This is a genomic window from Mycoplasmopsis maculosa, assembly GCF_900660665.1.
Classification (GTDB): Bacteria; Bacillota_I; Bacilli_A; order Mycoplasmatales; family Metamycoplasmataceae; genus Mycoplasmopsis; species Mycoplasmopsis maculosa.
On record NZ_LR215037.1, the window covers coordinates 682372 to 702414 of the forward strand.

Here is a 20043-nt window from a genome sequence, read left to right on the forward strand (position 1 = left end):
AATTATGAAAAATAACAAGATTAAATCAAATAATTTGTTAAATACATACGGTTATACTAAAAAATTTAAAAAACATATCTTATATAAAAATAAACCAGAACCATTAGACTTATTAGAAATAAAAAATGACTCTAAAAAAGGATTTTTAAGAGCTTTTAAAGATTTTTGAATTGATTTTGGAAGAAAAACAAAAACAGTTTTTAAGTGATTTATAAATTTATTTAGAAAAAATAAAATCGAAGAACCAATTGTTGACGTTTTTGAAGGAACTAAACAAGAAATGGTATTTGGTGAAATGACAAATGTAGCTGCTGAAATAAAAGATATATACTTAACTTTTAGAAATCCAGCTAATCCAAAAGAGAAAAATTTAGTTTTGAGAGGACCTTCTTTAAAAATTTATGAAGGTAAAGTTCATGCTTTGATTGGTGAATCAGGTTCAGGAAAATCAGTTATAACTTCTTTACTTTATGGTTTAACTGGTGCTAACTCAATAATTGAAAGTGGGTCTATAAAACTTTATGGTTTAGAGGTGCATAATTTTACAGATTTTAATTGAGAAAAAACTAAGCTAAGAGGAAGAATTGTATCAGCAGTTTTTCAAAATCCTATGTCCATACTTGACCCTACTATGAAAGTTGGAAAACAAATAATGGAAGGTATGCTCGTTAATAAGCTTGTTAAAAATAAAAAAGAAGCTTATGATGAAGCTATAAAATACTTAACATTGACAAAAATTAACAATCCAGAGAAAGTTATGAAAGCATACCCACATGAACTTTCTGGAGGTATGATTCAACGTATTGCAATTGCAGCTATTGTTTCACTTAAACCAAAAATTTTAGTTATGGATGAACCTACAACAGCATTAGATCCAACAGTTCAAGCGTTAGTTCTTGATATTATTAGAGAACTTCAAGAAAAATTTAATATAGCAATAGCATTTATTACTCATGATTTAGGTGTTGTTGCTTCTATTAGTGATTTTATAAATATTATGTATGCAGGACAAATAATAGAAACTGGTACAAAAGAAGAAATTTTATTAAATCCACAACACCCATATACATGAGGTTTAATTGTTTCTATGCCAGATTTTAATAAAGGATCAAAACTTCAAGTTATTAGAGGTGCAGTGCCTTCAAATTTAAATGCAATAAAAGGAGATGCTTTTGCAGTTCGGAACGATTATGCATTAGGTATCGATTTTGAAGAAGAACCTCCTTTTTATCAAATTTCACCTACACATTATGTAAAAAGTAATTTATTAAGTGAAAATGCTCCAAAATATAATCCACCAAAAATAATTGCTAATTTATGAAAAAAATATAATATGAAATTAGATTCTATATACGGTCAAAATAATTATTTTGTAGATGAAGAAACTTTTAACAATTTTCAAAAATTAGCAGACGAACATAATAATTTAGTAGATTCTTTAATTAATGAAAGAAATGAAATAATTTCAAAAAGACAAGAGGATGAAAAGACAAAAAAGAAAGGAACTAAATATGAGTAAATACTATATTGAAAAAGGCAAATATGGAAAAATTCAATATCGTGAAATAGTTCCTGGAACAGATGAAATGTTAAATGCATATCCTGAAAAAGAATCAATTGTAGAAATTAGAAATTTAGATATAACATACGGCAATGCTTCAAACAGTTTTAAAGCTATAAAAGATTTAAATTTAAATATATATGATGGTGAAGTTTTAGGTTTGGTAGGAGAATCAGGGAGTGGAAAAAGTACAACCGGTAGAGCTATAATAGGATTAACTCCGCATTCATTCGGATATATTAAAATTTTAGATAGAATAATTCCGAAAAATCTTGAAAAAGGATTTAAATGAGGCAAAAAGTACAAAGAATTAATTAACTTTATGGTTAATAAAGTACAAATGATTTTTCAGGACCCTACAAACTCATTAAACCCATTTAAAAATGTTGAAGAAGTTGTTGGTGAAGGTTTAACAAACACAAATAATTCTAAATTTATTTATTTAACATCATTTGATGAAAGTTATTTTGTTGAAGCTAATGAAACTATAAATAAGTTAGATTCAACAAATTCATTATATTCTCAACCAACTAAAAATTTTAGAGAATTAATAAAAAATATTGATTCGTCATATGAATTGGTTTTTAAAAATTTTATTTCAATAATTGAAAAAAGAGCTGAAACAAATAAAGAAATTTATAACCCAATTTTAGAAAAGTTATTGCAAGCTAAAATAGAAAGAGATAATATTTCTAAATATAGCGAAAAACAATGTAAAAAATTATTAATTATTGATATGTTAAAACAAGTCGGCTTAGATGATTCAATTTTAGGACGCTTTCCATTAGAATTTTCTGGCGGACAGCAACAACGTTTAGGAATATGTCGTTCAGTTGTTTTACAACCAAAGTTATTGATAGCTGATGAACCGATAAGTGCACTTGACGTTTCTATTCAAGCTCAAGTTATAAATATTTTTAATGAATTAAAAGAAAAATATCATTTAACTATTTTGTTTATAGCACATGATTTAAGAATGGTTGAATATATATCTGATAGGATTGCAGTTATTAATAAAGGTGTACTACTTGAAGTAGGGCCTACTGAAGAAATTATTAATAATCCATATCATCCATATACAAAAAGTTTGTTGGAGGCTGTTCCTTCAATTGAAAATGAAAAAGGTTCTTTATTGGGATCAGAATATAATCCAACTATGCATAATTATGATGAAAATAATCAGCCTAAATGACAAAACGTAGGTAAGAAACATTTTGTTTTAGCATCTGACAAAGAAATTGAAAATTATAAAAAAATAAAATCTTTATCTTAAAATTATAATTTGTATAAAAGTGTAATTGTTGTAAGACAGTTACGTTTTTTATTTTAAAAATAAAAAACCTATTTACAGCAAAAATGTAAATAGGAATTTTATAAATAAATTTTTTTTATTCATCAATTTTTAATTCTTCATCATCTATTTTAAAAATATATTTTTTATAAACATCTTTTTCACCATTTTTTGTCATAAAAATAATGTCTAATTTATTTTCATCATTATTTAGCCTATAATTAAATTTAATTTTTTCACTTGATAAAATCATTTTTTTAAAAACTGTTTTTATTATTTCACCTATTATTTTTTTATTAAATTTTGCAACTTTATTTTCAATATTTACATATTTATAAAAATCTTGAACATCTAGTTTAGGAAAAAAAGATTTTTCGGAATCATTATATTCAATTTTATTGCTAATTTCATTTATTGGTTTTACTTCATTTTCACTTTTTTTCATTGAAACAACAATTATAGGTGTAGCTATAGCAGCGGCTCCACAAATAATTCCTAATGGTATAAAAACAGCTTTTTTATTCATTATTTATCTCCAAGTAATTTTCTAAGAATTTATCATCAAATTCTTTTTCTAATTTAGATAATTTTTCTAAATCTTCTAATTCAAATACATACTTGAATATGTCATTTTCATCAATATTATTTTTTTCATATATATTTAGCTTTATTCATCCATACACAGGATCTAATATGGGTTTATCAACTTTTGAAGAAACATTTATTTTTAAGTTTAAAAAATCATTATTATTTGCATTATCAATATCATAAAATTTAAAAACAAATGTTTTTATTAAGTTACCATAAAAATTGTAAGGAATATTTATTCCTTTTTCTAATTTAAATTCACTATTTTCTAATAAACCTTTTTTATAGTTATAATGGTTATATGAATCATAATAAATTTCTCTTTCTTCAATACCTTCTGCATAAATATTTTTTATTTGTTTATTTACTAAATTTTTATTAATCATTGAATCAAAGTTAGTATTGAAATCAAAAATTCCATATAATGGTAAAGATTGTTTTAAGTTGAAACGTTCATTGTTTAATTTATGAATTCTATAAGTGGTTTCGAAATTAGAATCATATTCTGCGGTAGAATTATAATTTTTTTTACTCCACTTTATTGGCTCATAATTACTTGAAAAGCCATCAATATGAATTATTTTATTTGTTTTGTCAAAAGTATTTCATTCCTTAAAAGATAAATCAAATTCAAAATTCTTTATCGTTTCGTTTATTGGTATTTCACTGCTTTCGCTGAATTCTCACTTATAGTATTCAGGTATATAAACTTTTATATTATTTGAATTTGTATTAATTTCAAAATCTTTTGTAGCTGGCAATTCTAATCGTTTAATTTGTCAATAATGTGGCCCTACATATGTTTGTCTCATGCTGGTATCAAATGTATAGGTAATGCTTTTTATGTCATTTCATTTTAAACCCAGTTCTTGTGATGTAAGAGTGAGGCTTTTATAATAAATTTTAGGCAATCTATAACTTTCCGCAATATCATTAAAAGAATACCTATCCCCTCAAATTTTTCTTGCGTCTCCGATATTTTGTTTAGCTATTAAAGTTTTGTTTTTTACTAATACAGGGTCAATTAGCTTTTTATTAATAGCTAAAACATTTTCATTTCTATGCTGATCCAAAACGTGTTCTGGTTCAAAATATCAAATTCTTAATAAAAAGTTATCTTCATTAAAATATCTTTTTACTTCAATAGCGCCTCTAGACAATCTTTTAAAATTATAATTATTACCGTATCAGTCAGAAAGTTGCTTAGAGGGTTTTTTCATGTTTGATTCAATTCTTGGATGATATTTATATCTTTCTAAATGCACAACATTATTATTTTGTTGGTTATTAATTAAAGTTGTATCCAGCATTTATATATAAAAATAGAAACTCATCCATTGCTAAGTTCTTGTTTCTGTAATATGTGCTTTTTTTCATTTCTTTGTTGTATCATTTATTTTCTTTTTCTTGAATAAAATCATTCTCAATTATTTTTGCATAAATAGGTTTCATGGCAGCAAGAATATTGTAAATTCTAAATGCAGGTTTTTTTCTTTTTAATAAATTTAAAATATTTTTATTGTGCTGCTTATAATCATTAATTATTTTAGAATTAATTTTTTCTAATACACACAATGATTTTATTATTTTTGCTTTTTCTTTTGAATTTATATTGCTATTAAAGTAATTTTCATAAGTAATATTCATTTTTCTCCTTTCAATTACATATACTTTTTTTATATTTATTTTTGTAAAAAATGGAAAAAAATGAAAAATTCCTAATAAAGTTTACAAAAAATACTTAAAGAAACTTAATCTCTAATAAAAGATTATATTTTTTCTTTAAGTATTTTTATTGTATTTTCTAGTTCAAAATTATTATTTCTATTATTAATAATATCATTAATTATAAAAGTAGTTCTTGCGTCAAAAAGCATATTTCTTCTTTGTTCTTTAATTAAAAGATTAGGATTGCTAAACATAATATTGTATTTTAAATCACCTTCTTCTATAAAAACTTTTGATATTGTAACATTAGCAGGAATTTTATTTATATTTTCATATAACATTTCCTTTATTATTTCGTTATTTTCTAAAATTAAGCGTGAATCATTATGGTATATACTATTTAAATGATCGTTATTAATTATGTATATTTGGGTAACGTTAATTAAATAATTATTTAGTAATATTTCTTCATTCATTTTGTCATTATTAGTATGCTTTTTTGCTTTAAAAAAATACACTAAATCATTTTCTTTATAAAAAATTATTATTTTTTCAAATATAACATTTTTAATATTGTCAAAAATAATTGAATTACTAGTGTTTACAAGTTTTTTATTATTAAAATTCATAATAAAAATTATACAAAAATAGAAAAATAGAATGATTTTTTTAAAAAACACTCTATTTTTCTATTTTTTTATCTAATAGTTCACTAGCAGTAGACATTAGACTAGCAATATTATTTAAATTAGGCGGAATTATAATTTTTGTAGCCTTACCTTCTGCTAATTTTCCTAATTGTTCGATAGATTTTAAAACTAAAATATCCTTGTTTATAGTGGTTTCAGTTAAAAGAATAATACCCTTCTTTTGCCCTTCTGCTTTTAATATTTCAGCTTCTTTGTCTGCTTGGGCTTTAAGAATTAAAGATTCTTTTTCACCTTCAGCTTTTAATATTTCAGATTCTTTTTCACCTTCAGCAATTAATATTGCAGCAGCCTTTTTACCCTCTGCTTCAAGAATATTTGCTCTTTTTTCTCTTTCAGCTCTCATTTGTTTTTCCATTGCATTTTGAATATCAAATGGCGGTATAATGTTTTTTATTTCAACTCTATGAACTTTAATACCTCATGAATCAGAAGCTTCATCTAAAATTAAAGTTAATTTTGAATTTATAGTGTCTCTAGAAGTAAGTGTTTCATCAAGTTCTAATTCACCAAGTAAATTTCTTAATGTTGTAGCTGATAAATTTTCAATTGCTTTCATAGGGTTTTCGGCGCCATAAGCAAATAATTTTGGATCAACAATGGTTAAATAAACAACAGTATCTACTTTAATTCCAGCATTATCTTTTGTTATAACATCTTGTTCTGGAAAATCTAAAACTTTTTCTTTATAGTTTTCTTTTAAAACTATTTTTTCAATAATGGGAATAATAAAGTTTAAACCATTTTTTAATGATCTCGAGTATTTGCCTAATCTTTCAACCACAGCAAAATTTGATTGAGAAACAATTCTTATACCTGATAGAAGCAATACTATTAATAAAAAACCTAAAAGCGAAAGTATAACAGTCATTATAATCATTCCTGTGCTCATTTTTTTCTCCTTATTTTTTAGTAATTAAATTATACGAATTTTAAAGATATTTTTATAAAGTAAATTTAATTATTATCCTTGGTACATTCAAGTATTTTTTTGCAATAGTTTAATATTTTAACTTCTTTTGATTTAGAGAACATATAAACTTCTAAAAAACTAAAGAAGAATATAAATTTACTGTCGTGAACAATATTAAAAAAATCTTTTCTAAATTATTTTTCAAAAATAAGATTTTATTAACTTTTTTATTTATATTTGGTTATTAATTCTGAAACTGAAAAAATTTTAATTTTATTGTTTTCTTCATTTTTTATATATAAAATAAAAAGAATGCCTAATTTTAGTTTAGAATTATATTAATTAAAATACAGTTATTATTTGCGTGTGATTTTTCTAATATTTAATTTTTAAAAAAAATATTTTTTTATTTCACGATTTTAAAATATAGTGTATTATATTAATAGTGGTCATAGCAAAGGGGATCACCTGAATCCATTCCGAACTCAGTAGTTAAGCCCTTTTACGCCGAAGGTACCAGAGATGGGAGAATAGGGAGCCGCTTTTTTTTATTCTTTTTTATGAAAAATAAAATATATAATTTATTTAAAATAAATATTTTTATAAGGAGTAATTATGAATAAAAAAATTCTTTTAGGTACAATTTCTTGTTTATCATTATTACCAATTGTTTCAGCTAGTTGTAATGAAAAACAAAATGTTAATTCACCTTCAGACCCTAGCACATCAGCTAATCCTTCAACAAACAAAACTGAAGAACCTAAAAACCCTTCAGAGCCAGTTAATAAAACAGAGACAGAGTCACCAAATCCTAATACAGAGCCTCCTGTAACTAAAACTGAAGAACCTAAAAACCCTTCAGAGCCAGTTAATAAAACAGAGACAGAATCACCAAATCCTGAATTAGGTGGTGAAAATAATAAACAACAAAATAATGAATTTGAAATCCCAAATATTGAAAGCTTAAATATAAGGGAATTAGTTGCAAAAATTTTAGAGTTTGATTCAGTTAAGATAATGGATGAAAAATTTGCTCAAGGAAGAACACCAGAAAATGTTCCATTTTTATACATAGCCGGTGATATTAAAGATAATGAGTATGCATTAACTTATGGAGAAGATTCTGTTAGATACGGACACGGAACAGCTATTTTATTATCAAAAATAATAAGTGATTATAAAATCACTATGGAAACTTTAAATCAAAAATAATGCCATAGGGCATTTTTTAATTAAACAATGTTGAAACTAATAATTGCTGCCGATGAAAATAATTTAATAGGATATAATAATAAACTTCCTTGAAAAATAAATGAAGAATTATTGTTTTTTAAGTCTGAAACAATTAATAAAAATATTTTGATGGGTCATAACACTTATGTAAATTTACCAAAAAATCTACAGAACAGATATATTTGTGTGTATTCAACAGATAAAACAATTAAAGCAAATAAAATTATAAATAATTTAGATGATTTAGACAAATATGTATTTTCTTTTAAAAATAAATTAAAGGATTTATATATAGCAGGAGGTAAATTTATTTATGAAAGATACTATAAACATGTTGATTTTATAATTTTTTCAAGAATAAAAAATAAATATAAAGGGGATACATATATTAATTTTGATTTATCAAATTTTTATTTAATTGAAACAAATGAATTTGAAAAATTTCAAGTTCAAATATATAAAAAAAAGATAGAAAATCTATCTAATAATTTTTAATTTTTGTTCAAGATCACGGCCAACCTCTTGGTGTTGGTTTTGGTTTGCTAACAGTTACAAGAAAAGAATTTTCATTTTGAGTAAAATCAAAATATGGATAAAAATTAATATTATTCGCTTCTTTTAAAAATTTATCTTTAAATTCTTGAACTTCTTCTAAAAAACTTCTGCCTTTAGGAAGAATTCATTCCCCATTTTGTTTTAATAAATGGTTAGACATTAAATAAATATTTTTAGTGCTGCTTAAAGCTCTAGCGGTTATAAAATCAAAATATTCTTTAAGATCAATAACTTCTTCTGCTCTTGAATTAATTATTTTTAAGTTTAAATTAAATTCTTTTTTTACTTTTTCTAAAAATAAACATCTTTTAGAAATGCTTTCAATAATAGTTAGTTCAAAGGAATTATCAAGAGCTATTAATAATGGAACGCTAGGAAAACCTGCACCAGCACCTATATCAAGTATTTTTTTTCCTATAAATTCTTTTTTTAAGCTATTTTGAGCAAATTCAAATGTTAATAAAGAAGCTATTATACCTTGTTCAAAAATTTCTTGCTCTGTTTTAAAACCAGAAATATTCATTACCATATTTTGTTCATGTATCATACTTGCATATTTTTTTAATTTGTCAAGCTGCAATGAATATTTTTTTAAAAAATAATCTATATTAGCCAAGTTTTTTTATTTCCTTTGCAAATTTGCTATATAAATTAGAAATCGAATCACCACTTATTGAACATTTTATAACCCCCGCTAATAATGGTGATAAACTAACAATTTCTAACTTTTTATATTTTTTTGTTCATTCTGAATTATCAATAGAATCAGTTACAATAACTTTTTCAATGTTTGGATGGTTTTCAAAAATTTCAAATCCTTTTGTAAATATACCATGAGTTGCTGCTATTACAACTTTTTTTGCGCCGTTTTTAACTAAAGTTTCTGCTGCCTTTATTATTGTTCCACCTGTATCAATAATATCATCAATAATTACTGCATTTTCACCTTCTATATCACCAATAAGCCCCATAACTTCAGTTTGATTAGTACCAATTCTACGCTTATCAATAATACAAATTTTAACTGATTCAGAAATTAATTCTGCTAAAGCACGTGCTCTAACGGTTCCACCGTGATCTGGAGAAACAACTGTAAATTTTTCATGAACATTTTTTATGGCTTTAGCTAAAGTAAATTGTCCTTTTAAATCATCTATTGGTATATCAAAAAAACCTTGAATTGCAACATTATGTAAATCAACGGCAATAATTTTATTTACACCAGCCTTTTGTAAAAGATCAGCCATTAGTTTTGCACCAATAGGTTGTCTACCGCTTGCTTTTCTATCTTGTCTTGCATATCCATAATAAGTTAATGCTACTGTTATTGACTTGGCACTTGCTCTTTTAAGACTATCAATAAACAATAATAGTTCTATTATATTGTCATTAACTGGTCTAGATGTACTAGCCACTATATAAACATCTTTTCCTCTAACTGCAAAATCACTAACAGGCATAATTTCACCATCAGCAAATTTAGTTACCTTAAGTGTTGACACAGGAATATTAAGTTGCTTCGAAATATCTTTTGTTAATCTTTCAGAATTAGGCATTCCAAAAAGCATAATATTTTCTTTATTCATTTTTACCTTCTCAAAATTATTTATTTATATTATTATATAAAATATTTTAATTAGTAAATGAATTTGCACCTTTAAAACTTCAAAAAAGCACCTAAAAAATGCGTTTTTGGTAAAACATTAAAAAAATAATATAAAATAAATATATGAAAAATGAATCATTATATTGAGATGGATATTTTATGGCTTTAGCAAAAGTTTCAGCCATGAGATCAAAAGATCCTTCTACAAAAGTTGGTGCTTGTATCATAAACGGTAAAAAAAGAGTTATATCATTAGGATATAATGGAATGCCTAAAGGGAATGATTTATTCCCTTGAGGAAGAAGTGGTGATGCAATTGAAACAAAATATGCATATGTAGTTCATGCGGAGATGAATGCTATATTAAATACAAATCAAAATTTTGAAGATTGTATAATTTACACTTCACTTTATCCTTGTTCTAATTGTGCAAAAACAATTGCTCAATCAGGTATAAAAACTGTTATTTATGAAGACGATAAATATCATGATACAGAAGATGCTTTAATCGCTAGAACAATTTTAAGTGAATCAGGAATAGAAACAAGAAAATTAGAAATACCGACAAATGTAGAAGTAAGTGTTGGAGAGCACGTTTTTAAAGATTAATTTCTTTAAAAATATAAGATTTTAAAAAAAGAAGCAAAATTTTTGCTTCTTTTTTGATATTAATATATATGTTTATTAAGCGTTTTTTATACCAATTAATATACCTTTGTTTTTAAAAGTTTTTTCTGAATTTCCTCAAATTAAACTAATTAAATCAGGATAATCAATAAAAGGATTTCTTAGACCTTTTTGAGCTTTTGCTATTTCATTATTTCTTTCTATTTCTATAATATCAACCTTGTCTAAAATTGATCACTCAATATATCCTTTTAAAAATTTATCTGTAAAATATGGGTATGTTTTTTTAAATACCTCTGGTCAATTAGCATTTTTATGTGTTGCTTGAAAGTAAAAGTAAGCTCTTGCAGTATCACCTTTAAAAAGATTAATAGGTTCAGCATATTTTTTATTGATTTTAGTGCCGTTTAAAGTTAATTTTCCGTCTTGTCCTACATTGAAGTGAGGTAAATTGCCTCTTTTTTCATTTACTCACTTGTCAGAAGGTCAAACAAAATGAGCATCATTTCTAGTAGGATTTACTTTATTAAATTTTGATTGTGGTATCATGTGCTCGCGGTTATAAACTGTTCCTTCTTTTTTGCCTGTTTTAAGTTTACCTTTTGAACCCATTCCATCATAATAACCAACTGGATATTCATAAGGATCTTTTCCATTTTCCACCTCAGAATAAATATCTAAAATTGTTCCATTTTTTTCGAAATACTTATCAATAAAAGCTGTTTCGTAAATTTTATATAAATCTCCATAATTACCAATTCCGCTTATATGTTTTCTTTGCAAATTATATAATGCTGTGAATAAAGCATCACCTTTCAATCCATTTAATTCTTCATAATATTTATTTGAGTCGTCGTAAATATAATTATCTAAATTAAAATTAATTTCATTTATTGAATTTGAAAAATTATTTTTATTTTGTTCTTCTTCTATGTTTTTCAAATCCTTTTCTGTATGTTTACAAGAAATAATAAACATAGGTGTTAAAAGATTAATTGTAGATAAACTAATAAAAAATGATTTCTTCATCATGCTCCTAAAAACTAAAATATTTTTTGCACTAGCTATTTCTTATTTTAAATGAAAGAAAACAAAATATTATAAAATATTAATAATATAAGGAAAAATATGAAAATTAACAGAGAAAACACATTAAAAAAAATAGATGATATTAATAAATATTTATTAGAAAGAACTGAAAAAGAAAAAAAAGAAGGAAAATACTCAATTGACCCTAAATTAAATAAAACAAAAAAACTTTTTATAATACTTTTTTCATTGGGTTTTATATTAGTTTTAATAGGATTATTATTTTTAATACCTACTTCAATTATTTATGTTGGAATAACAGAAAATTCATTACCTAAGTGATATAGACCTTTATCATGAATCTTTTTTGGAGTTACTTCTATAGGAGTTTTAATTGGTTCATTCTTTTTATCTAAGTATTTTAAACATAAAACAGTAATGAAAGAAAGTTTATTTAAGAACGTTGATTTGAATGAAATATTGCCATCAATTTTCGAAGATTTTAATTTAAACTTTGAAGTAACAGAAGAAAATCATTTAAGCTATAATGTTGTTGAAACTGCAAAAGCAATGTTTAACAATCAAGATAACTTAGAAATATATTTAAATGATAATAAAACTATTATTTTAACTGACAAGGATACTGAGAGTAAATTTGTTATTTATCCTCTATCAATAAAAGTAAACAAAAAGCTTGATAACGAGAATGCAATTGTTATTTTTGGAACACCAAAGAATGCCAAAAGACAAATTATATTAGGTGGTCAACAAAATAAGTTAACTGACGGTTACTTGTTAAATACAATTGTTTCTTCAAAATTTTCTTTAAAAGCTGTAGATGTTACAAATATTGATGAAAATAAAATAAAAGATTTAAATGAGTTTATAGAAATAAACCAATTAGAAACAAAACAATATGGTTTTGTATTCGATTCATATCAAGAAAAAGAAAATATTTGAATTAGAACAAGCAATAAATTATTTGATGTTTCAAAAACACCAGATTTAGTAAGAGTTGTTTTAGCTCATTCTTTAATGCTTGTTTCATTAATAAATAAAGTTGATGAATTAGTAAGATAAAAAAGCACAAACGTGCTTTTTTATAATGCTTTTAATTTTAATTAAATATTTTTATGAATAAATAAAACATAAACTTTTCCATATTTTTTTATTTTATTCAAAACAAGCTCATTTGGAATTTTTATTTCTTCTGGGTTATCTGTTTCCAATATTATTTTTCCGAAATTATTTAAAAAATTATTATTTACAATTAATTCAAGAGAAGAATTTAATGTTTCATATTCTTTATAAGGAGGATCTAAAAAAATATAATCAAAAACCCTACCGGTATATCGTTTTAGAAAAATTAAAACATCTAAATTTAGAACTTCTAAATTATTTATTTTTAATGCTTTTATATTATCATTAATAACTTTTAAAGCTTCTTTATTATTTTCAATTGAAACTGCTTTCATTGCACCATTGCTTATTGCTTCAATAGAAAAAGCACCTGAACCTGAAAAAAGATCTAAGACTATTTTATTTTCTATATCTTGTCTTATTGAAGAAAAAATTGCTTCACGAACCCTATCCATGGTAGGTCTTGTGTTAGTTGTGTTTGGTTGAGAAAGAATTCTTGACCTATATTTTCCAGAAATAACTCTTATCATAATTTTGCTCCATAATTAAATTGAATCAATATTATTATAATGTTATAAAATATAAATAATATGAAAAAATATGATGTTAAATTAGTACAATTACCCCAAAAGGTTTTGAGAGAAAAATCAGTAGATATTTCATTGCCTTTGTCACAAGAAGACATTGATTTAGCAGAAAAAATGATTTATCATATTGATGATAGTCAAAAACCAGGGACTAAGTTCCGCCCAGGTGTAGGGGTAGCTGCTGTACAATACGGCGTTTTAAAAAACATGTTTTACATAAATAGTGATTTTGGTCCAAAAAACCAGCACGTAAGAGATGTTTTCATTAATCCAAAAATTATAGCAACAAGCGAACAAGAAATAGCTATTCAAGAAGGAGAAGGCTGTTTAAGTGTGGGCGACAATATAAAAAATCAAGAAGGTTTTGTTTTTAGAAAAAATAGAATTGTTTTTAAAGCTTATTCTTATTTCAACCAAAAAGAGATGACATTTGATTTTGTAGGATATCCTGCAATTGTGGCACAACACGAAATTGATCATTTAAATGGAAAATTATTTATTGATCATATAGATAAAAAACAACCATGAAAGGATCACCCAAATTCGGTGAAAATTTAATATGAACACATTTAATATAGGAAATTATTCAGAGTCATACATTAATTTTCTTAATAACCCTAATACAATATGAATTACAATAATATTATTTATTTTAGTTTTAGGTTTCGGATTTATTATTGGATTTTTTAACGGTATTTTTGGTTCATTAACACTAACAATTAGTAACGTAGTTGGAATTATAATTGGTTTAATTCTTATTAAAATAATTGAACCAAGAATAAATTCTTATGTTTTAAGCCAATTTGATATAAAAAATTACGATTTATGATTTCCGCCAAACTACATAATTAATGCATATATAATTTTAGCTACAATAACTTTATTCAATTTGATTGCATTTTTATTATTAATTATTTTAAGAGCAATAATTAAAAAAGGATTAGAAAAAGGCAAACCTTTAAGAATGATGAGAAAAAGTGTTGGAGGTGTTATAGGTTTAGTTTCTATGTTACCTACAGCAATATTTGTTGCAAATGCTGGTGGTTTTGTAAATTCAACGAATAATGGATATAACACTTTTAATTCTAAAATGGTTTCATTATTAAGTTTTAACAAAGCTAGAGGAACTACTGATTTCACGATTCCAGCTATAAAAGGTTTTAATGCATATGTTGAATTAAAAAATAAAAATATTGATATTAATGAAATGTTTAAAAAATTTACAAATAAATTATCAGAAAAAAATAACTTTGTTTTAACACTAGATCAGGAAAACTATAGTTTTGATTCAGATTTTACAACTTTAAACCCTTTAAATACTACAAATCCGAAATTAGGATATTTCTTTAATAAAGAGGCTGATTTAAACAAAAAAGGCTATAAATCAGCTAAATATGCTGATTTAGATGATATAAATTCAATATCAAATATATTCTTTACAAATGATTTGATGCTTGAAACATTTAAATATGCATTATCAGTCTTTTCAATTAAGTTTGAAGGAAACTTATCTGAGCAATTTAGCGAAATAGAAAAACAAGTAGAAGCTGGAACAAAATTGTACCCAGAAGCTTTCAATGACATAGTTGTTGAAACAGGTGAAAACGGAATTTATGTTACAGAAAACTTTAAAAATGATGTTGTCGAGTCAATTTTAAATTCTATTTACAAATTAATAAATCGTGGCTATGAAGAAATTGAATTACCTAAAATTAATGAAAATGGACAAAGAGAACAATTTAGTTCAACAAAACAAAGAGTTAAATATTATCTTTCAAAAATAATTTCTGATTTAATTAAAGTACAATTAAAAGTATAAAAAATAATGATGCTGTAGAAAACAGCATTTTTATTTAATTTTTAAAAAATATAATTAATATTAATATAATAATAAATATGAGTAATAAGTATGATGCAAGTAGTATACAACAATTAAAAGGTCTTGAAGCTGTTAGAAAAAGACCTGGTATGTATATAGGAAGTACTGATGTAAATGGTTTACATCATTTAGTTTGAGAAATTGTCGATAACTCAATTGACGAGGCTTTAGCTGGCTTTGCTAATGAAATAGTGGTTTCTTTAAATAAAGATGGTTCAGTATCTGTAACTGATAATGGTAGAGGAATACCTGTTGGAAAAACACCAAGTGGTAAAAGTGCTGTAGAATTAGTTTTTACAGAATTACATGCTGGTGGTAAATTTAGCGAAGGAGCCTATAAAACAGCGGGTGGCCTCCACGGTGTGGGATCTTCAGTTGTTAATGCTCTTAGTACTAGGTTAGAAGCAACAGTTTATAGAGATAAAAAAATTTATGAAACTATTTTTGAAAACGGAGATAAAATAATTCAAAAAACTAAAGAAATAGGTACAACTAATAAAAGAGGCACAAAGGTAAAATTTTGACCTAATTATGAAATATTCAAAAAATCAAAATTTTCATTCGAAACTATTTCTGAAAGACTTCGCGAAAGCAGTTTTTTAATTAGCGGTTTAACGATAAAGCTAATTGATGAAAATTCTAACAAGGAAGAAACATATATACATGAAAACGGTTTGAAGGCATTTGTTGAATTTATAAATGATTCTAAAAATTCAATTGGTGATATTTTTTCATATAAAGATTCAAAAAAAGACATAGAAGTTGAATTCGGTTTCCAATACACTGATTCTTATAGCGAAACATTCTTATCATTTGTAAACAATGTAAAAACTAAAGATGGTGGAACACACGAAACAGGTTTAAAATCTGCTTTAACTAAAACTTTTAATGAATTTGCAGCTGATGAAAAAATATTAAAAGGAAAAAACACATTTGAAGGTGATGATATTAGAGAAGGATTAACTTTTGTTTTATCCTTAAAAATACCTGAAAAATATCTAGAATTTGTAAGTCAAACAAAGGACAAATTAGGAACTCCCGAAGCAAAAAATGCAGTAGAAGAGGTAGTTTCTAAATATTTTAAAACTTGAATAATTGAAAACAAACAATTAGCAAAAAAAATATTAGAAAAAATTAAAAAAGCCGCTGATTCGCGTGAAGCTGCTAGAAAAGCTAAAGCGGAAATAAGACAAACAAAGAATGTTTTAAAAGAAAAGCAAATATTAAGTGGGAAATTAACTCCTGCACAAAGTAAGGACCCAAAAGAAAAAGAGCTATTTTTAGTAGAAGGGGATTCTGCTGGTGGAAGCGCTAAATTAGGAAGAGATAGAAAATATCAAGCTATTTTACCTCTTAGAGGTAAGGTAATAAATACTGAAAAATCAAGGTTATTGGATATTTTAAAAAATGAAGAAATAGCTACAATAATTAATACAATTGGTGCAGGAATAGGCGACGATTTTGACTATAAAAAAGCTCAATACAATAAAGTTATAATCATGACAGATGCGGATACTGATGGTGCACATATTCAAATACTTTTATTAACTTTTTTCTTCAGACATATGAGAAAACTTGTTGAAAACGGTAATATATATATTGCACTTCCTCCTTTGTATAAATTACAATCAACAAAAGGTAAAAAAGAAATAAAATACGCTTGAGATGAAAGTGAACTAAGAGAATTACTTGCTTCAAGTTTTAAAGGTGCTGAAGTTCAACGTTATAAAGGTCTTGGTGAAATGAATGCTGATCAGTTATGAGAAACTACAATGAACCCTATTACAAGAACTTTAATACAAGTAAAAATTGAAGACGCAGCTCTTGCTGAAAGAAGAGTTTCAACACTTATGGGCGATAATCCAGAACCACGTAAAGATTGAATAAACAAAAATGTTGATTTTAATCTAGAAGATGATTTTGAAATTTAAAAAGAGGTAAATTATGGACAAAAATAAGCAAAATAAATTAGATAATTTACTTTCAAAGATAATAAAAGAAAATATTGATAGCATAATGAGTGATAGATTTAGCAAATACTCTAAATATGTTATTCAACAAAGAGCTTTACCAGATGTTAGAGATGGTTTAAAACCTGTTCAAAGAAGAATTTTATATTCAATGTTTGATTTAGGTTTGCAATATAATAAACCTTACAAAAAATCAGCTCGTGTTGTTGGAGATGTTATTGGTAAATATCATCCACATGGTGATTCATCAATATATGATGCAATGGTTCGTATGGCACAAGATTGAAAAATGGGGTATAAATTATTAGATATGCATGGAAATGTTGGTTCAATTGATGATGATCCTGCAGCCGCAATGCGTTATACAGAAGCAAGATTGGCAGAAATTTCTGACTATATTATTGGAGATATAAACAAACAAACTGTAAAATTTGCTCCAAATTTTGATGATTCAGAAAAAGAACCTATTGTTTTACCTTCTCTTATACCAAACCTGCTAGTTAATGGTGCTGTTGGTATTGCTTCTGGATTTGCAACTGATATGCCTCCACATAATTTAAATGAAGTTTTAGATGGAGCGATTTTAAAAATTAAAAACCCTGATGCGCCTTTTTCTAAATTATTTAAAATAATAAAAGGACCTGATTTCCCAACAGGGGGAGCAATTTACGGAACATCTGGAATTTATGAAGCTTTTGAAAAAGGAAAAGGAAAAATAACGCTAATTTCTAAGTATAAAGAATATGATGATAATAAATTTAGTTATATAGAAATTTATGAAATTCCTTATGGTGTCATAAAGTCAAAATTAGTGCATGATATAGATGTAATAATTTCAAAAAATGATGTAAATGGTCTCTTAGAAGTAAAAGACCAATCTGATAGAAATGGTATAAGTATATTAATAACCTTAGATAAAAATGCAAATAAAGAAGCAGTTTTAAATTATTTACTTGCGAAAACAGAAATGAAAATCTTTTATAACTACAATAATGTTGTTATAGAAAATAATTCACCCAAAGTTTTAAACTTAAACCAGTTATTAGAAGCATATTTAAAACATGTTAAAGATATAAAAATCAAAACTATAAATTTTGATTTAGTTAAATTTAAAGCAAGATTAGAAATAGTATTAGGTTTTTTAAAAGTAAGCGAAATAACTGATAAAGTAATTAAAGTTATAAGAGAAAGTGAAAATTCAAAACAAGGTGTTATAAGTAATCTTATTTCCACATTTGATTTTACGTTAAATCAAGCTACTGCTATTGCTGAGTTAAGATTATATAAGTTAAGTAAAACTGACAAACAAGCATTTTTAATTGAAAAAGAAGAATTAGAAAAAAATATTAGAAGATGCAAACTACTATTAGATAATGAAGAAGAGTTTAATAAATATTTAATTTCAGTTTTTGAAGAGATAAAGAAAAAATTTGGTCGCCCAAGATTAACAACTATTTATGAAGAAGAGTTTAAAGGCCAAATTAATTTAGAAGATCTTGTGAAAGAGGAAGAAGTTTTTGTTTCTGTTACTAAAAACGGTTATTTGAAAAGAACTACTACAAAGGTATTTGAATCAAATGATATATCAAATTTTGCTCTAAAACAAGAAGATCAAATTTTATTCTATAATAAAACTAACACATTAAATAATCTATTAATTTTTACTAGTTTTGGTAATTATTGTATAGTTCCTACATATAAAATAAGTGAATCAAAATGAAAAGATTTCGGTGTTCATTTAAGCGATTTTGTTGAATTGCTAAGTAATGAAGAAATTGTTTCTGTTATCGATGTGAATGATTTCAATGTAAATAATTATGTAACTTTATTTTCAAAAGAAGGGCAAGGTAAAAGAGTTATACTTTCAGATTTTAAAGTTTCTAGAATGAATAAAACTTTTACAGCTATAAAATTAAGAGAAAATGATAAATTAATAGGCGCTGAATTAACCAATGGATTAAAGGATGTTCTTTTAATTACAAAAAGAGGTTTAGCTAATTTATATTCAGAAAATGATGTGCAAATATATGGCACAAAATCTAATGGCACAAAATCTTGTTATATGCCTCCAATCGACGAACTTGTAAGTTTTGCTTGTGTTGAAAACGATGAAATAATAACTCTTATAGCAAATAATAGTTTAATTAAAAGAATTAACGTAAATACTATAAATAAGGTTTCAAAGAAAAATTTAGGTAAGCCGATTTTTCCTCAATTAAAAACTAAACAAATTATTGTTAATAATTCTTTTGTTTTTAATAAAGATTTAGATAAGATGATTATTCAAAAAGATAATGAAAATTATTCCTTAGTTGAGGAAAATATTAAAAATTATCCTATAACCACTATTGATGAAGGATTTTCTAAAATAAAAGAAAATGATATTTTATCAATTTCAATAATAAATAATAAAATATCTGGAAATATAAAATCAAATAAAATTGAGTATTCACAAAGCACAACTAAAGAAAAAGAAATAATAAAAAAAGCTCAAGAAGAAATTAATGTCTTAGATATGGATATTGATGCAATCTTAGCTAAATTTGTAAAAGATAAGAAAAAGTAGCATATAGTCTATTTTTTTCTTTTTTTATTATTTTCAAAATTCACATATAACTATTATTATGGTGAATTGATAAAAATTTGTTAAAATATTTATATTGAATTTATACTAAAATTACTATTTTAA

19 protein-coding genes and 1 rRNA gene are annotated in these 20043 nt (G+C 24.9%); 11 read left to right on the plus strand and 9 right to left on the minus strand.

Annotated elements, in window-relative coordinates; all coding sequences use genetic code 4:
* Positions 1 to 4: 4 nt before the first annotated feature.
* Complete coding sequence (locus tag EXC47_RS02805; protein ID WP_129646936.1) at positions 5 to 1519, plus strand: ABC transporter ATP-binding protein; 1515 nt, start codon at positions 5 to 7, stop codon at positions 1517 to 1519.
* On the plus strand, positions 1512 to 2834 hold the full coding sequence (locus tag EXC47_RS02810; RefSeq protein ID WP_129647284.1) for an ABC transporter ATP-binding protein: 1323 nt from the start codon (positions 1512 to 1514) through the stop codon (positions 2832 to 2834). The genes EXC47_RS02805 and EXC47_RS02810 overlap by 8 nt, the downstream gene beginning before the upstream one ends.
* Positions 2835 to 2949: 115 nt before the next feature.
* On the opposite strand, the gene EXC47_RS02815 is transcribed toward EXC47_RS02810, so the two are convergent.
* The 5 genes from EXC47_RS02815 to EXC47_RS02835 all read right to left on the minus strand — a co-directional run bounded on the left by EXC47_RS02815 (position 2950) and on the right by EXC47_RS02835 (position 6707).
* Positions 2950 to 3378, minus strand: coding sequence for an MHO_1590 family protein (locus EXC47_RS02815; protein ID WP_129646938.1), 429 nt, complete (start codon positions 3376 to 3378; stop codon positions 2950 to 2952).
* On the minus strand, positions 3371 to 4750 hold the full coding sequence (locus EXC47_RS02820; protein ID WP_129646940.1) for an MHO_1580 family protein: 1380 nt from the start codon (positions 4748 to 4750) through the stop codon (positions 3371 to 3373). Before EXC47_RS02820 ends, EXC47_RS02815 begins: the two co-directional genes overlap by 8 nt.
* Positions 4728 to 5087 (minus strand): MG284/MPN403 family protein, encoded by a 360-nt coding sequence (locus EXC47_RS02825; RefSeq protein ID WP_129646942.1) that lies wholly within the window; start codon positions 5085 to 5087, stop codon positions 4728 to 4730. Before EXC47_RS02825 ends, EXC47_RS02820 begins: the two co-directional genes overlap by 23 nt.
* A 122-nt stretch (positions 5088 to 5209) precedes the next feature.
* A complete protein-coding gene (locus tag EXC47_RS02830; RefSeq protein ID WP_129646944.1) occupies positions 5210 to 5737 on the minus strand; it encodes a hypothetical protein in 528 nt (175 codons plus the stop codon).
* Positions 5738 to 5789: 52 nt separating this feature from the next.
* Positions 5790 to 6707 carry an SPFH domain-containing protein gene (locus EXC47_RS02835; protein WP_129646946.1) on the minus strand — a complete coding sequence of 306 codons (918 nt, stop codon included), beginning with the start codon at positions 6705 to 6707 and terminating at the stop codon, positions 5790 to 5792.
* A 462-nt stretch (positions 6708 to 7169) separates the two neighbouring features.
* On the opposite strand from EXC47_RS02835, the gene rrf reads away from it, so the two are divergent.
* The 3 genes from rrf to EXC47_RS02850 all read left to right on the plus strand — a co-directional run bounded on the left by rrf (position 7170) and on the right by EXC47_RS02850 (position 8456).
* Positions 7170 to 7275, plus strand: a 5S ribosomal RNA gene (gene rrf / locus EXC47_RS02840).
* A gap of 68 nt (positions 7276 to 7343) precedes the next feature.
* On the plus strand, positions 7344 to 7940 hold the full coding sequence (locus EXC47_RS02845; protein ID WP_129646948.1) for a variable surface lipoprotein: 597 nt from the start codon (positions 7344 to 7346) through the stop codon (positions 7938 to 7940).
* Between the two features lie 27 nt (positions 7941 to 7967).
* Complete coding sequence (locus EXC47_RS02850) at positions 7968 to 8456, plus strand: dihydrofolate reductase (RefSeq protein ID WP_129646950.1); 489 nt, start codon at positions 7968 to 7970, stop codon at positions 8454 to 8456.
* Here EXC47_RS02850 and rsmG read toward each other — a convergent pair.
* Together rsmG and EXC47_RS02860 are read right to left on the minus strand one after the other, a co-directional pair.
* Entirely contained in the window at positions 8443 to 9132 is a 690-nt protein-coding gene (gene rsmG / locus EXC47_RS02855; protein ID WP_223211709.1) for a 16S rRNA (guanine(527)-N(7))-methyltransferase RsmG, read from the minus strand. The genes EXC47_RS02850 and rsmG overlap by 14 nt on opposite strands.
* Positions 9125 to 10102: a ribose-phosphate pyrophosphokinase gene (locus EXC47_RS02860; RefSeq protein WP_129646952.1), complete on the minus strand. Its 978-nt coding sequence runs from the start codon at positions 10100 to 10102 to the stop codon at positions 9125 to 9127. The genes rsmG and EXC47_RS02860 overlap by 8 nt, the downstream gene beginning before the upstream one ends.
* A 143-nt stretch (positions 10103 to 10245) precedes the next feature.
* Between EXC47_RS02860 and EXC47_RS02865 the strand changes: the two genes are divergently transcribed.
* The gene (locus EXC47_RS02865) at positions 10246 to 10731 is read left to right on the plus strand and encodes a deoxycytidylate deaminase (RefSeq protein ID WP_129646954.1); all 486 of its coding nucleotides are present in this window, start codon (positions 10246 to 10248) and stop codon (positions 10729 to 10731) included.
* A gap of 75 nt (positions 10732 to 10806) precedes the next feature.
* Here EXC47_RS02865 and EXC47_RS02870 read toward each other — a convergent pair whose 3' ends face one another.
* Positions 10807 to 11778 (minus strand): endonuclease, encoded by a 972-nt coding sequence (locus EXC47_RS02870; protein WP_165255955.1) that lies wholly within the window; start codon positions 11776 to 11778, stop codon positions 10807 to 10809.
* A gap of 99 nt (positions 11779 to 11877) precedes the next feature.
* On the opposite strand from EXC47_RS02870, the gene EXC47_RS02875 reads away from it, so the two are divergent.
* Positions 11878 to 12858, plus strand: coding sequence for a hypothetical protein (locus tag EXC47_RS02875; protein WP_129646958.1), 981 nt, complete (start codon positions 11878 to 11880; stop codon positions 12856 to 12858).
* Between the two features lie 41 nt (positions 12859 to 12899).
* On the opposite strand, the gene rsmD is transcribed toward EXC47_RS02875, so the two are convergent.
* Positions 12900 to 13448 (minus strand): 16S rRNA (guanine(966)-N(2))-methyltransferase RsmD, encoded by a 549-nt coding sequence (gene rsmD, locus EXC47_RS02880; protein WP_129646960.1) that lies wholly within the window; start codon positions 13446 to 13448, stop codon positions 12900 to 12902.
* A gap of 60 nt (positions 13449 to 13508) precedes the next feature.
* On the opposite strand from rsmD, the gene def reads away from it, so the two are divergent.
* The 4 genes from def (at position 13509) to parC (ending at position 19920) form a co-directional block, all read left to right on the plus strand.
* On the plus strand, positions 13509 to 14063 hold the full coding sequence (def, locus tag EXC47_RS02885) for a peptide deformylase (RefSeq protein ID WP_129646962.1): 555 nt from the start codon (positions 13509 to 13511) through the stop codon (positions 14061 to 14063).
* Position 14064: 1 nt separating this feature from the next.
* Positions 14065 to 15324, plus strand: coding sequence for a CvpA family protein (locus EXC47_RS02890; protein ID WP_129646964.1), 1260 nt, complete (start codon positions 14065 to 14067; stop codon positions 15322 to 15324).
* A gap of 77 nt (positions 15325 to 15401) precedes the next feature.
* Positions 15402 to 17315: a DNA topoisomerase IV subunit B gene (gene parE, locus EXC47_RS02895; protein WP_129646966.1), complete on the plus strand. Its 1914-nt coding sequence runs from the start codon at positions 15402 to 15404 to the stop codon at positions 17313 to 17315.
* Positions 17316 to 17328: 13 nt separating this feature from the next.
* The gene (parC, locus tag EXC47_RS02900) at positions 17329 to 19920 is read left to right on the plus strand and encodes a DNA topoisomerase IV subunit A (protein WP_129646968.1); all 2592 of its coding nucleotides are present in this window, start codon (positions 17329 to 17331) and stop codon (positions 19918 to 19920) included.
* Positions 19921 to 20043 lie beyond the last annotated feature (123 nt).